Origin of the sequence: Acinetobacter sp. SM1B (assembly GCF_003289665.1) — a bacterium.
Lineage (GTDB): Bacteria > Pseudomonadota > Gammaproteobacteria > Pseudomonadales > Moraxellaceae > Acinetobacter > Acinetobacter schindleri.
Map to the genome: position 1 here is coordinate 730,259 of NZ_QMBM01000001.1, position 13,456 is coordinate 743,714.

A 13,456-nucleotide genomic window follows, 5' to 3' on the forward strand; every position below is an offset into this window, starting at 1 on the left:
AATTTGGCTTTATAATAAGCTTCCCCAATACAAGCGACATCCACAATTTAAAAAATAAAAAGGAAAACCACATGGCACATCAATTTACTGTAAAGGCAAACATCAATGGTGTTTCTATTGATGAATTTAAACGTCTGGTCAGTGATATCAGCATGCACGAAGCGGTCTGTCGTCGTATTCCGGCGCAGAACATGGAGATTCTGGTTTCTGAGAAACAGGGTGAAATCTATACCTTGAAACGTGCATATAATTTGGACGTGAATATTCCAGATATCGCAAAAAAACTGTTACGTGATGCTTTTCGTCTGCAACGTACCGACATCAGTAATCTGGAACATTTAACTTCTACAGTCGAGCTTGGTGCGAACCTGCCAATCGAAGCGACTTGCCAACGCGCAGTAAAAGGTGATGAACGTCAGATTGAGTTTCAACTGGACTGGACCGTAAAAGTAAAGGTGCCATTGGTCGGCGGCATGCTGGAAAAACATGCGGAAGGCGAAATCCGCAAATTTAGCCAGATTGAAATCAGTATCATTGAAGATGAAATCCGTAAAAGCCTGACTGCCTAAATGGCAAGAAGGTCAAAGAAAGAGCCCATATTTGGGCTCTTTTTTATCACAATATTTTATTGATCAGACTACCGATTTTTCAAATTTACTTCTGTAAATCAGGGCAGTGAACAGGGTCACCAGACATACAGTCCAGACATAGTACATTGCACCAATATTGCTATACAGGCTAAGCCATTGTACGAGTGGCAAGGTAATTCCGCCGGCAATGGCATAGGCCAGATTGTAAGAGAAAGAAATCCCGGTAAAGCGGATCTGTGCTGGAAACATTCTCACCATGCTGTAAGACACCATCCCGACTGTACCGGAGCTTAAACCTAACAACATATACAGCATGAACACGGTTGATGGTGCAACATGGCCTAGGCTGTTATAGAAAATGCCCGCCATAGTTGCAACTAGAAGAGAACCAAACAGAATGACACGCCCAGCACCAAAACGATCGGCCAATATACCTGCCAGTACACAGCCCACCATTTGCATCACAATCGCCGCACTTTGCATTTTGAAAGCATCGGCACGTTCAAAACCAAAAGCACCAACCAGCAGGTTTGGCATCGCCAGAATCAGCACCACTACACAGCCCGTCAAGAACCAGGTAAAAAGCATTCCAATCACGACACCGGTTTTATGCTTTGCCAGAACCTGTTTCACCGGCAATTCTTTTGCCAGTTCTTTTTTGGCCTGCATGGCTTTAAATACCGGTGTTTCTTTCAGGTAACTCCGCAGGTACAACGCTACAAAACCAAAAATACCACCGAGGATAAAGGGAATACGCCATGCCCAGTCTTTAATTTCTGCTTCAGAGAACTGTAAGGAAATAAAGAGTGACATCAAGGCTCCCAGCAGAATCCCGAGTGACAAGCCTGCGGTAAGCACACCATTGGCAATCCCGATACGGCGTTCAGGGACATGTTCAGAAACAAAGGTCCAGGCAGCAGGAATTTCACCACCAATGGCAATTCCTTGTAGCACACGCATTAACAGCAACAGAATTGGCGCTGCATAACCAATGCTTTCAAAGGTCGGCATGACCCCGATCATCAGAGTAGGGAGTGCCATTAACAGAATTGACAGGCTAAACAGTCGTTTACGTCCAATTAGATCACCAAAATGTGCCATCACTACACCGCCCAATGGACGGAAGAAATAACCCGCAGCAAAAATGCCGTAGGTATTCAACATGGCCCAGAAAGGACTGAGTGTACTAGGGAAGAATAGCTCTGAAATGAGCTTGGCATAAAACACATAGATGACAAAATCATAAAACTCGAGCGCGCCGCCCAGTGATGAAAGTCCAAGAGTGCGTTTATCTGCTTGTGACAGGCGCGGAGGTGCATCCATGCTGAAATCCTTAATCCATTACTGAGTATTTGTTTGATTTTAAAAGAAACATTTTTTATTGAATAATCAATCTTTCTTTGCTCAAAATAAACTAAAAGTTATAAAAAAAGATATTTATAAAATGCTTTGGAATAATAAAAGTTGAAATTGAGCAAAGAACTGAACTAAAAAATAGAGATGATTGATTTTTTAGTTCATATTGATGTTCTTTCCTGATCAGGCTATTCGTTTAAACAGTTTTCAGTGATACAGATTACAAAAAAATCTGCTTTGGAACGCGCTAAAACTGGCTTATAAAGAGTAGAGGTATTGCCTTAAATGAAGAGAGATTTAACATGACTGTGTTAACCGTGGCCAGGCAAGGTGAGGCAATTTTAGGACTCGTTGCAACTGCTGTGGCAGATTCGGAATTCGGCAGTGAGTGGCTGTATCAGCTCAATAAATCCATGATGGATACCATGCTTGACCGTCAGGGGGTAGGTATTGCAGCACCGCAGGTTTATGTGTCTAAACGCATTATTATTGTCGCATCACGGCCCAATTTACGTTATCCGGATGCGCCGTATATGGAAGCAGTGACAATGCTCAATCCGGAAATTGTACATGTTTCTGAAGCACAAGTTCTGGGTGAAGAGGGCTGCTTGAGTGTACCGGATCAAAGAGGCAAAGTTGCCCGGGCACAAGATATCCGGGTGCGTTATTACACCATGGAAGGTGTGCAGGTTGATGCTGAATTTAGTGGCTTTGCTGCACGGATTGTGCAGCATGAAATCGATCATCTGAATGGAATATTATTCACTGAGAGACTTTGAATCTAAGACTTAAGGCTTTTTAATGGCAGTGCCATAAGCAAAGACTTCCACCATTCCACCTTGCATGCCCAGTTCTGTAGTACTCAAGCGTAATCCTATAATCTGAGTAGCACCGATTTTCTCAGCTTCACGCTTCAGGCGAACAACAGCTTCCCGGCGTGCACGTTCCACAATACTTTCATAGCTGACCAGACGTCCACCCAAAATGTTCTGAATATTGGCAATCACATATTTAAAATAATCATGGGAAATCACTACATTGGAGCTAATCAGCTGACCTTCAAATTCTGAAGTTGTAAAACGGTGAGTATCCAGCACAATATGAGCAAGCCGTACTTCCTGTTCCGCCAGCTCTTTTAGATGTTTTCGTTCATAATAACGACCAAAGCCAAAACCTACCGAAAACAGCAGGGCAAAAACGACAAACTGAAAAATCAGGTTATCCATAGCTTAACCTGCTGACGGGAAGGGATCTGGAAGCTTTGGAACATTCGGCTCCACTACCACCGCTGTACCATATACAAACAGTTCAGATGCACCTTGGGCGATGTTAGACGTTGAGAAACGAATGCCGACAATTGCATTGGCACCCATCTGACGAGCTTTTTCAATCATCCGGTTCATCGCTTCTTGGCGCGATTCTTCCAGAAGTTCGGTATAGGCAGTCAGCTCACCGCCAACAATATTTTTCAAACCTGCGAGCAAATCACGGCCAACGTGTTTACTACGTACCGTACTGCCATAGACCACATCGATTTGACGGCTAATAACATGTCCCGGGACGGATTCCAGATTACTGAGTAACATAAGGGATAGAGAACCTGATTCTGTTCCTTTGAAGATAAGAAACTCCATGATAAAAAGCAATAAAAAAGCCCACCGAAGTGAGCTTTTTCAATAAGATCGAAAACCGAGACTTACTGCTGATTTGCCTGTTTACGTTCAGCTGTAGATGGCGGGTATTGAATCGTATCTGAGGTATTGGTTTTTAAACCGCCACCCAAAGATTTATACAATTCTACCTGATTGTTCAAATTGGCTTGTTCCAACAACAATAAACCTTGTTCTGCTGCATAAGAGGTACGCTGTGCATCCAACACGGTTAAATAGTTGTCAATGCCTGCGCGGAAGCGTGCATTAGACAATTTGTAAGTGGTATTGGTCGCATCAACCAAGCGTTTTTGTGCCGCTAAACGATCACCAATATTTTGACGAACTGCCAAAGCATCATTTACTTCGCGGAACGCAGACTGAATTGATTTTTCATAATCAGCCAACGCAATTTCCTGATCCGTTTCTGAAATTTTGATGTTGGCTTGACGTGTGCCCCAATCAAAAATTGGCAAGTCGATGCTCGGGCCCACTGCCCAAACAAAACTGCCTGATTTAAACAAATCACTCAAGTCAGTTGACGCATAGCCTGCATTGCCCGTAAGGCTAATGCTTGGAAATAAACGTGCTTTTGCTGCGCCAATATTGGCACCCGCAGCCGACAGTCGATACTCTGCAGTACGGATATCAGGACGGTTATTCAGCAAGTCACTAGGTAAACCTGCACCCATTGCGGTAGTGTTGGTAATACGCGTCACACGCTGCGTTGGTAATAACGCACTTGGAACTTGTTCGCCCACCAGCAAGTTCAGCAAGTTTTGTGCTTGCGCGACTTGGGTTTTATAGTTGGCAACATCATTACGTGCCGTTTCGACAGAAATTTGCGCCTGACGCACAGGCAGCTCGCTATCAATACCAACATCAAAACGCTTTTTGTTCAGATTGTAAGATTCAAGCTGCGTTTTTAACGTCTGATCTGCCAGTTTTAAATTGGCATTGGCAAATGAGTAGTTGAGCCATGCTTGCGCCACCTGACCAATCAAGGCAATTTGTGTGGCATCGCGTGAGCTTTGGGTGGCTAAATAGCTGTCCAATGCATTGTCTTTTAAGCTACGTACACGTCCCCAAAAGTCCAACTCATAAGCAGTCACACCTAAACCGACGTTATAGCGTGTTTGTGCGCCACCGCCTTGATCTTGACGTAATACACTGCCACTTGCACCAATGGTAGGTAACTGGTTGTTTTCGGTAATTTGATAGGCTTGTTGGGCACGTTGGATATTCAGCGTCGCTGTGCGTAAATCACGGTTATTGTTCAATGCCATATCTAAGACTTGTAACAAGCGTTGATCGGCAAAGAAATCTTTATAACCTTGTTCAGCCACTGAAGTACCCGATGCAGCAGTATAGCTGCTTGGAATACTTGTCTGAGCGACGGGTTCTGGCCCACGCATACTTTGACAAGCTGTCAAAGCAAGCGCGAGGGCAGAAACCGCAATACCACGGCCTGTATGCGACCATAAGTTTTGCATCACGATACATGCTCCTGATGATTTTGTTGTTTTGGTTTGTATTTAAAGATACTTCTAATCCAAACATAAAATACAGGAATAAAGAAGATCCCTAACAAGGTTGAGCTATTCACACCACCTAAAACACCATAACCGACCGAGTGTTGGCTACCTGCACCCGCACCTGATGAAAGTGCAAGCGGCAATACACCAAAACCAAAGGACAACGTGGTCATAATGATTGGACGTAAACGCATTTTTGCAGCATGCAAAGTCGCTTCAAACAGGTCTTCACCTTTTTCTTGTAGCTCTTTGGCAAATTCCACAATCAAAATCGCGTTTCTAGCAGATAAACCAATCACGGCAATAATTGCCACTTGGAAGTAAATGTTGTTGGATAGGTTCGGGTTTTTGAACAAAATCATGCCCCCGAAGGTAAGCAATAACGCTCCGACAATACCCAACGGTACCACCAAGAGGACTGAGAATGGAATAGACCAGCTTTCATACAAGGCCGCCAAACATAAGAATACAATCAGTAATGACAGTGCATAGAGGAATGGTGCCTGATCGCCCGATTCACGTTCTTCAAGCGATAAACCTGTCCATTCATAATCAAAGCCATTTAAGCCCATAGACGGTAGTTTTGCGACAATTTCTTCCATCGCTTGCATGGCTTCACCAGAGCTGACACCTGGCGCAGGTGAACCCTGAATGTTCTTGGCAGATACACCGTTATAGCGTTCCAAACGCGGTGAACCATAAGTCCATTCACCTGTTGCAAAGGCAGAGAATGGCACCATATCACCACTATTGTTGCGGACATACCACTTGTTCAGGTCTTCAGGCATCATGCGAGAGTCTGATTCAGCTTGAACATAGACTTTTTTCACACGACCACGGTCAATGAAATCATTGATATACGAACCACCCCAAGCCATGCTCATGGTGCTGTTGATTTCAGCAATGCTGACACCTGCCGCACCTGCTTGCGCTTGGTCAATAATAATACGGTACTGTGGTGTATCTTCCTGACCATTTGGACGCACCCCCATTAAGCGTGGGTCTTTCGCTGCTTCACCCAACACTATATTACGTGCCATGGTGAGTTTTTCGTGGCCATTGCCCGCAGCATCTTTCAGTTGCAAGTTAAAGCCTGAGCTGACCCCTAATTCTGGCATCGCAGGAAGCTGTAATGGCATGATGTAAGTCGCATCTTTCACAATCATGTTCAGTGCCATACCACGTTGGATAATTGCACCAATTTGTGATTCAGGGCTGGTACGCTCACTCCAATCTTTTAACTGAATGAACGCCATACCTGCGTTTTGACCAATCCCTGAGAAAGAGAAGCCCGAAATACTAAATACCGATTGCACATGCTCTTTTTCATTTTCTCTGAAAAAATTAGACATGCTGGTCATGGTAGCTTCAGTACGTTCCAAGGTTGCATTTGGTGGGAGTTGTACCAATGTCATCACCACACCCTGATCTTCATCAGGTAAGAATGATGATGGTAGTTTTTGGAACAATAACACAATAATGCCCAGTACCACTGCATATAAAACCCCCGAGAAGATTTTATGATGCGTCATGCGGTTAACACCGCCTTGATATTTAACTGAGAGCTTATCGAAACTGCGGTTAAACCAGCGGAAGAAACGTGCAAAAATACCGTTGCTTTCTGGCTTGTTTGGATCGTGCTGTTTAAGAATCGTGGCACACAGGGCAGGGGTAAAGGTCAATGCTACTAATAGTGATAGCACCATTGCAGTCACAAGGGTAATGGAGAATTGACGATAAATAACACCTGTCGTCCCACCAAAGAATGCCATAGGTACGAATACTGCAGACAATACCGAGGTAATCCCGATCAGTGCGCCTGAAATCTGTTTCATGGACTTTTCAGTCGCCGCTACAGGGTCAAGATGTTCTTCGACCATGACACGTTCTACATTTTCCACCACAACAATTGCGTCATCGACCAATAAACCAATCGCCAGTACCATGGCAAACATGGTCAGGGTGTTAATCGTGAAGCCAAACATATTGATCACGGCAAAAGTACCCAGTACCACCACAGGCACGGCCATAGTTGGAATAATGGTGGCACGCCAATTCTGTAAGAACAGGAACATCACAATAAAGACCAAAATGATCGCTTCAATTAAAGTTTTAACAACACTCTTAATCGAAAGTTCAATAAATGGCGTGGTATCAAAGGCCAATTCATCCTTTAAACCCTCAGGGTAGTTAGGACGTAATTGCTTGAGGCTTTCTTCGATAGCAGCAGCAGTATCGAGGGCGTTAGCACCTGTAGACAATTTAATTGCGACACCGCCTGCAGGCTTACCGTTGTATTTAGAAATAAACTGATAGTTGTCTGCACCAAGTTCAATTCGTGCCACATCACCCAAGCGCACTTGAGCGCCCGAAGCGGTATTTTTTAGGAAAATATTGCTAAATTGTTCAGGTGTTTGCAGCAAGCTTTGCGCAGTTACCGTCGCATTCAAAGCTTGACCTTCAATTGCAGGTGCACCGCCCAATTGACCTACCGCAACCTGTGCGTTTTGGGTGCGAATGGCTTGAGCAATATCACTTGGTGTGACTTGCAAACTTGCCATTTTGGCAGGATCCATCCAAATACGCATCGCGTATGAGCCACCAAAGACTTGAAGTTCACCCACACCTGCAACACGGCTCAGCGGTTCAGAAATGTTAGAGTTAACATAGTCTTGAATGTCATCGGCAGAAAGGCTTTCATCAGGTGAGTAAAAAGCGAGAACCTGAAAGAAGCTTGCGCCTGATTTGGTGACTTTTACGCCCTGACGTTGCACATCATCAGGCAACAGCGCCGTAGCAGATTGTAATTTATTCTGTACTTGAACCTGTGCAATATCTGGGTCGATGCCTTGTTCAAAGTTTAATGTAATGGATGCAGCACCATTACCCGCACTGGTGGATGAAATATAGCGCAGTCCATCCAAGCCGTTCATTTGCTGTTCAATGATTTGTGTTACCGTGTTTTCCACAGTTTCAGCAGATGCACCCGGATAGGTTGCAGCAATGGTGACCGTTGGCGGTGCAATGGTCGGATATTGGGCAATTGGCATGTTGGTGAGGGTAATAACCCCCGCCAGCATGATCACCAATGAAATCACCCACGCAAAGATAGGACGATGAATAAAAAATTGAGCCATAAACCTTACTCCTTATGCTTTGGCAGCAGGTTTTTGTTCAGATTGTTCTTTTGCATCATCCGCTTTTTGCGCTGCACCAGGTTGTTGGGCAGCAGGTTGTGCAGCACCCTGTGGTGTAGCAGCTTGAGGCTGGTAAGGTTTAGCCACGACCTGTTGTTCCGGTTTTACTTTCGCAATACCATCTACAATCACTTTATCACCCGGCTTCAAACCTTCAGTCACGATCCAGTTTTGGCCTTGTGTACCCGCAGTCGTGACTGGGCGTGGGATTACCTTATTATCAGCACCCACTAACATTGCCATAGCTTGACCGGTAGGCGTACGTGTTAATGCCGCCTGAGGAATCAGGTAAGCATTTGGTACTTCACCCTGAACGATTTGCGCAGTAGCAAACATACCTGGTAGCAACAGGTGATTCTTGTTCGGGAATACTGCACGCAGTGTCACTGTACCAGTTTCAGGATTCACGCTAGCATCAGAGAATGCTAAACGGCCTTCAACCGGATAGATGCTGCCATCTTCCAGTTTTAACTTCACACGTGTGTTATTAGAGCTGTTCAGGTCACCTTTACTCAACTGCTGACGCAGACGAAGCAATTCCGCACTTGACTGGTTAATGTCTACATAGATCGGATCCAGACGCTGAATGGTTACCAAAGGCTCTGGCTGGTTTGCAGTTACCAGCGCACCTGCAGTGATTGAAGAACGGTTAGTTTGACCAGAAATTGGCGCACGTACAGTTGAATAGCCTAAGTTAATTTGAGCATTACGCAATGTTGCACGGTTCGCATTCAAATCAGCTTCAGCCAGTTTAACCTGCGCTACAATATCATCATATTCCTGTTTGGAAATTGCATTAGTACCAACCAGTTGACGGTAACGGCCTTCTTTAACACGTAACACGCCCAGATTTGCCTCAGCACGTGCAATTGCTGCACGAGCATTGTCCACTGTGGCACGGTTAGTACTAGAGTCAATTTCATACAGCGCCTGACCTTCACGGACATAGCTGCCTTCGCTGAATAAGCGTTTTAGCACGACACCAGTCGCCTGTGGACGTACTTCTGAAATCTCAAATGCTGTTGTGCGACCTGAGAGTTCAACAGACTGCTCAACGCTTTGTGGCTGTGCAACCAGCACACCAACTTCAGTCGGTGGCATTTGCTGTTGAGCACCAGCTTGCTGGCCCTCTTTAGGATCTTTGCTACAGCCAACAAGCGCGATACTTGTTGCTAATGCGCAAGCAGTCAGGGCAGGTGCCCAAAGCTTTGCAGACATCATTGTTCCACCTCGATTAGATTTTTATCTAAATTTTTTATTTGTAACTTATTGTATTTAAAAAAATTAAACACAATGACAAGATCCAAATAAAACTTATACTTCGGTCGGCGATTACTTTTAGAGGAAACCATATTCACCAAAGGTTTTTTAAAATTCTTATGCCCATCACACCATCAGTTTATGAGGAAGATATTGCTGGCTGATGTAAATCACCAAGCGACATAACTGGAATGGGCAATCTGTATTGTTCAATTTATGAAACATCCAAAATGCCATACTGAGGCAATGAGAATTTTAAGTCGCCATTTGAGAATAAATCCTCCAAGAATTCCGATACATATAAAATTAAGTTTGCATACTTTTTATACCAAACTGGGGCAATACACCAGCAGATGGTTAAAAGTAATACAAATGGCATGCCATACAGGCACCTTATGGCTGCGGTTATTTAATACAGACAGATCTCTGTGTAGTACTTTATTTATTCAGCAATCAGCAAATCAAACTTGCTATAAGCTGAATCAAGATGAACGAACACACTGAAAATCAAATAAAAAAACCGACAAAAAGCAACAAGTAGGGCATGCCAAATATCCTTGTTCTTTCTAACCGACATGATACCGGTTAACCGTCTGTCCTGAAGTGTACTTGTCAGTACACTTTTTTTCAAGTGTGCGTAATTTATACAAAATCCATATTTTTATTAGGTAATTCTGTTGATAAATCAATAAGAATTGTCTCAGTTTCAACCTTTGCTGGTTGTATGATTTTTGTCAATATCAACATCTTGCTTTGGTGGCCAGAAGAAATCGCTCGGTCGAGTCAGGAAATGGGTCATGACTAGCTTCGCCAGTGGTTTCCATTGTTCGAAACGCACCCGACGTGCACGTAATGCCACAATAATGGTCAGACTAAAACTGACAAACAGGTTAGTCAGACCAATCAGTAGAACACCTAGAAACGAAACCACCACCAGGCCAATATCAGGCCCATTAATATTTATCAGTCCTTGAATAAAGTTGGCCGAAGCAAAGGCAATATGACGAATATCCAGCGGCATACCGAGAATAAAACCAATGGTGCCCATACTGCCGAGCATGATCCCGAAAATAAAGTTACCCCCCAAGGCTCCCAAATTACGTTCCATATATTCGGAAAATTTGTTTAAGCGCTCTTGTCCCATCAGGTTAGCCAGACGAGCATGCGCTTTCAGACGTGGTCCGACCTTACGATATACCGCCATATTGTCAAAATAACCCGCAAGTAGGCCAGACAGGAACAGGCAAACCCCGGCAATCGCAGCATGTGGAATCGCAAGTGAAGTAAACGGATTCAGGTCATGTAAGGTCTTGGCCGCTTTGGCATGATTCATTAAAGGTTCATGAAGGGCAGCATCCCACATAAAGGTCAGCAAGGCAGCAACGGGTATGGCAATTGAAACATTTCCCAGAATTGCTACAAACTGGGTCCGGATAATATTCACGATCAATGCAGCCAGTTCAGCAATCTGAGCGGTTTTAGAGCCTTTACGCTGTTGTACGGTAGAAGCCAGTGCAGCTGCAGTCATCGCGGGCTGTTTGGTCGCTACAGTAAAATGCAGCACATGGATGAGCATAAAGCCCAATGAGTAATTCATGCTGTAGCTAAAGGCTTGCATGAGCGGTGCCATGGTGACACGTGCCATGAGTATCTTCAGGGTAGCCATAGTGGCAATAATGACCCCGGCACCCGCTGCGGCCTTATACATGGCCAGGAAGCCCTGCTTGTCGGTACTTACATAATGCTCTCCAGTTTTGGAAGCATTCTCAGTCACCTGTAAAGCCAGTAATTCGCTGTTGGTCGCCAGCAGGGAGCGGACACTACGTTCACTATAAAGTGCTTCAGTAATATCTACCAGAAAATACCCCATAGACTGATAACGCAACTGGTCATCATCCATGATCATATTCAGCAGAATTTCAATCCGTTCCAGACATTGTTCCAACAGGGCCAGCATGTAGGTCAAACTGACACTTACGCCAATGCGTTTGGTGGAGCGGCGAATTTTCGCGACGACATCATGACATTGCTCAAGCATCACCATTGCCTGAGAAGCGTCTGGTGGCAGGATTGAATCCACCAGTTCTACATTATTAAAGCGCTTCTTATATTCCTGGATAAATTCATTGATCTCACGGTTCTGAATCAGAAAAGGCGATTCATATTCCATCAGTTCAGGCTGGGCATTGATAAATTCAGGATGCAGGGCAATACCACTGACGCGATATGACAGGATAGTCAGTGCCTTGATCAGTTCATCTTTAATCCGGGTTTTTTCAGGCTGATTAGAATGACCCTGATTCATCACGCTAAACAGTCGCAGCCAGTCTTCATCGGCCAGATAGTCGAGCCAGTAGCGGTCACTGCGTTCATGAAATACCCGACGCATCAGTTCCTGCAAGCTTTTATCATCCGGAATCATGGGCAGAATATGTGCACCAATACGCTGATTGAGCTGATTCCAGAAACCGTCCAAGGATAAAATACCTGTATCAGAAAACAGGCTGGTCTGTTTGTAGCGGTTAATCACGCGCAGCACAAAGGTCTGCAGGGTAGAAACCGCATTGGGGGTGATCAGTAAAGACTGTAAAAACGCCTGAAATTTTTCTTCTATTTCTTCGGTATTCTTGCTGTCTATTGGTCGTATACGATTCACGAGTTCAATTAACAGGTTTTCATCCAGCTTTGCCTGAGGCTGCTCAAGCTGTTGCTGCATGCTTTGGAAAATATCGAGAAACTTAATATGCATAGGCGAGGTAGGTATCTATTGGATGCGATGAAGCGCAAGTTTGGCTAGGTTAATCAGCGCCTGACGGTATTCAGAATCCGGCAGTAGATCCAGTGCAGCGATCGCAGCTTCGGTTTCTTCAGTTGCACGCTGGCGACAATAATCCAAGGCGCCAGAATCATTTACGATCTTGATGACTTCTGCCAAATGATCTGTTCCGCCCGTTGCAATACTGCGACGGATAATTTCATGTGATTCACCTGTAGTATTCTTCATGGCAGCAATCAATGGCAGGGTCGGTTTGCCTTCCATCAGGTCATCACCGATGTTTTTACCTAGGGTTTCAGCATCAGATGTATAGTCCAGAATGTCATCAATAATCTGGAAAGCATTACCGAAGTGACCGGCGAATTTACGTAACGGTTCACGGAACTCAGTCTTGTCGGAAAGAATAGCGGCACCTTCGGTCGCCAGTTCAAACAGGCGAGAAGTCTTGCCATGAATAATGCTCAAATAGGTTTCTTCTGAGGTTTCTGGCTGATGTTGCGATTGCAGTTGCAGAACTTCGCCTTCGGCAATTTCGCAGGTACCCGTAGAGAAGTCTTTGAGCAGGGTCATATTGTTAAGGTCGACCAACAAATCAAAGGCACGCGAAATTAGGAAATCACCCACTAGCACAGCTGTCTGATTGTTCCAGGTCGCATTGGCAGTTGGACGGCCACGGCGTAAGCCTGACTCATCCACAACATCATCATGAACTAGAGTTGCCGTATGCAACATTTCGATAATGGCGGCCAGTTTGCGATGTTGTTCCAGTTCTACGGCACCACAGGCTTTGGCTGCAAGTAAACACATAATCGGGCGCATACGCTTGCCACCGGCTTCAACCACATGTTTGCTCACTGCCATGACTAAGGCAACTTTCGAAGTAATCCCCTCATTAATGAATGTGTCCATCGCAGCAAAGTCGTGTGCCACAGGAGCGAGAATATCTTGCTTAAAGTCGATGGTCATGTGAAAGGAAACCTCTAGTTTGGTAAATCTCAAGTCGATAGTTTAACAATTTATAACATCCATGAAACATAAGAAACGTACAAACTCCACTAAAAATCAGTTTTTTATGATGAATATAATCCATCCA

The 13,456-nt window shown here is 44.6% G+C and carries 10 protein-coding genes; 2 read left to right on the top strand and 8 right to left on the bottom strand.

Going from position 1 to position 13,456, the window contains the following annotated elements; genetic code table 11:
* The first annotated feature begins 71 nt into the window (after positions 1-71).
* Positions 72-569 (top strand): DUF2505 family protein, encoded by a 498-nt coding sequence (locus C8322_RS03460; protein WP_004814839.1) that lies wholly within the window; start codon positions 72-74, stop codon positions 567-569.
* A 63-nt stretch (positions 570-632) separates the two neighbouring features.
* Here the strand turns inward: C8322_RS03460 and C8322_RS03465 are convergent, their stop codons facing one another.
* Positions 633-1,913, bottom strand: coding sequence for an MFS transporter (locus C8322_RS03465; protein ID WP_111810392.1), 1,281 nt, complete (start codon positions 1,911-1,913; stop codon positions 633-635).
* 335 nt (positions 1,914-2,248) lie between these two features.
* On the opposite strand from C8322_RS03465, the gene def reads away from it, so the two are divergent.
* A complete protein-coding gene (def, locus tag C8322_RS03470; RefSeq protein ID WP_111810393.1) occupies positions 2,249-2,725 on the top strand; it encodes a peptide deformylase in 477 nt (158 codons plus the stop codon).
* A 9-nt stretch (positions 2,726-2,734) separates the two neighbouring features.
* Here def and C8322_RS03475 read toward each other — a convergent pair whose 3' ends face one another.
* From C8322_RS03475 to sdsA, 7 genes are all read right to left on the bottom strand, one after another.
* Positions 2,735-3,172, bottom strand: a complete 438-nt coding sequence (locus C8322_RS03475; RefSeq protein WP_111810394.1) for a YbjQ family protein — start codon at positions 3,170-3,172, stop codon at positions 2,735-2,737.
* 3 nt (positions 3,173-3,175) lie between these two features.
* Positions 3,176-3,532, bottom strand: coding sequence for a YbjQ family protein (locus C8322_RS03480; RefSeq protein WP_048882385.1), 357 nt, complete (start codon positions 3,530-3,532; stop codon positions 3,176-3,178).
* A gap of 110 nt (positions 3,533-3,642) precedes the next feature.
* Positions 3,643-5,088 (bottom strand): multidrug efflux RND transporter AdeIJK outer membrane channel subunit AdeK, encoded by a 1,446-nt coding sequence (gene adeK, locus C8322_RS03485; RefSeq protein ID WP_004891885.1) that lies wholly within the window; start codon positions 5,086-5,088, stop codon positions 3,643-3,645.
* Positions 5,088-8,267 (bottom strand): efflux RND transporter permease subunit, encoded by a 3,180-nt coding sequence (locus C8322_RS03490; protein WP_111810395.1) that lies wholly within the window; start codon positions 8,265-8,267, stop codon positions 5,088-5,090. The genes adeK and C8322_RS03490 overlap by 1 nt, the downstream gene beginning before the upstream one ends.
* A gap of 12 nt (positions 8,268-8,279) precedes the next feature.
* Positions 8,280-9,548 (bottom strand): efflux RND transporter periplasmic adaptor subunit, encoded by a 1,269-nt coding sequence (locus C8322_RS03495; RefSeq protein WP_004891890.1) that lies wholly within the window; start codon positions 9,546-9,548, stop codon positions 8,280-8,282.
* A gap of 745 nt (positions 9,549-10,293) precedes the next feature.
* Positions 10,294-12,336, bottom strand: coding sequence for a site-specific recombinase (locus C8322_RS03500; protein ID WP_004891896.1), 2,043 nt, complete (start codon positions 12,334-12,336; stop codon positions 10,294-10,296).
* A 15-nt stretch (positions 12,337-12,351) separates the two neighbouring features.
* A complete protein-coding gene (sdsA, locus tag C8322_RS03505; protein WP_111810396.1) occupies positions 12,352-13,329 on the bottom strand; it encodes an All-trans-nonaprenyl-diphosphate synthase in 978 nt (325 codons plus the stop codon).
* Positions 13,330-13,456: the final 127 nt, after the last annotated feature.

What these genes read in the sequence shown, in the direction of transcription:
- C8322_RS03460 (WP_004814839.1), top strand. Translation starts at nt 72, where the DNA reads ATGGCACATCAATTTACTGTAAAGGCAAACATCAATGGTGTTTCTATT.
- C8322_RS03465 (WP_111810392.1), bottom strand. Translation starts at nt 1,913, where the DNA reads ATGGATGCACCTCCGCGCCTGTCACAAGCAGATAAACGCACTCTTGGA.
- def (WP_111810393.1), top strand. Translation starts at nt 2,249, where the DNA reads ATGACTGTGTTAACCGTGGCCAGGCAAGGTGAGGCAATTTTAGGACTC.
- C8322_RS03475 (WP_111810394.1), bottom strand. Translation starts at nt 3,172, where the DNA reads ATGGATAACCTGATTTTTCAGTTTGTCGTTTTTGCCCTGCTGTTTTCG.
- C8322_RS03480 (WP_048882385.1), bottom strand. Translation starts at nt 3,532, where the DNA reads ATGTTACTCAGTAATCTGGAATCCGTCCCGGGACATGTTATTAGCCGT.
- adeK (WP_004891885.1), bottom strand. Translation starts at nt 5,088, where the DNA reads ATGCAAAACTTATGGTCGCATACAGGCCGTGGTATTGCGGTTTCTGCC.
- C8322_RS03490 (WP_111810395.1), bottom strand. Translation starts at nt 8,267, where the DNA reads ATGGCTCAATTTTTTATTCATCGTCCTATCTTTGCGTGGGTGATTTCA.
- C8322_RS03495 (WP_004891890.1), bottom strand. Translation starts at nt 9,548, where the DNA reads ATGATGTCTGCAAAGCTTTGGGCACCTGCCCTGACTGCTTGCGCATTA.
- C8322_RS03500 (WP_004891896.1), bottom strand. Translation starts at nt 12,336, where the DNA reads ATGCATATTAAGTTTCTCGATATTTTCCAAAGCATGCAGCAACAGCTT.
- sdsA (WP_111810396.1), bottom strand. Translation starts at nt 13,329, where the DNA reads ATGACCATCGACTTTAAGCAAGATATTCTCGCTCCTGTGGCACACGAC.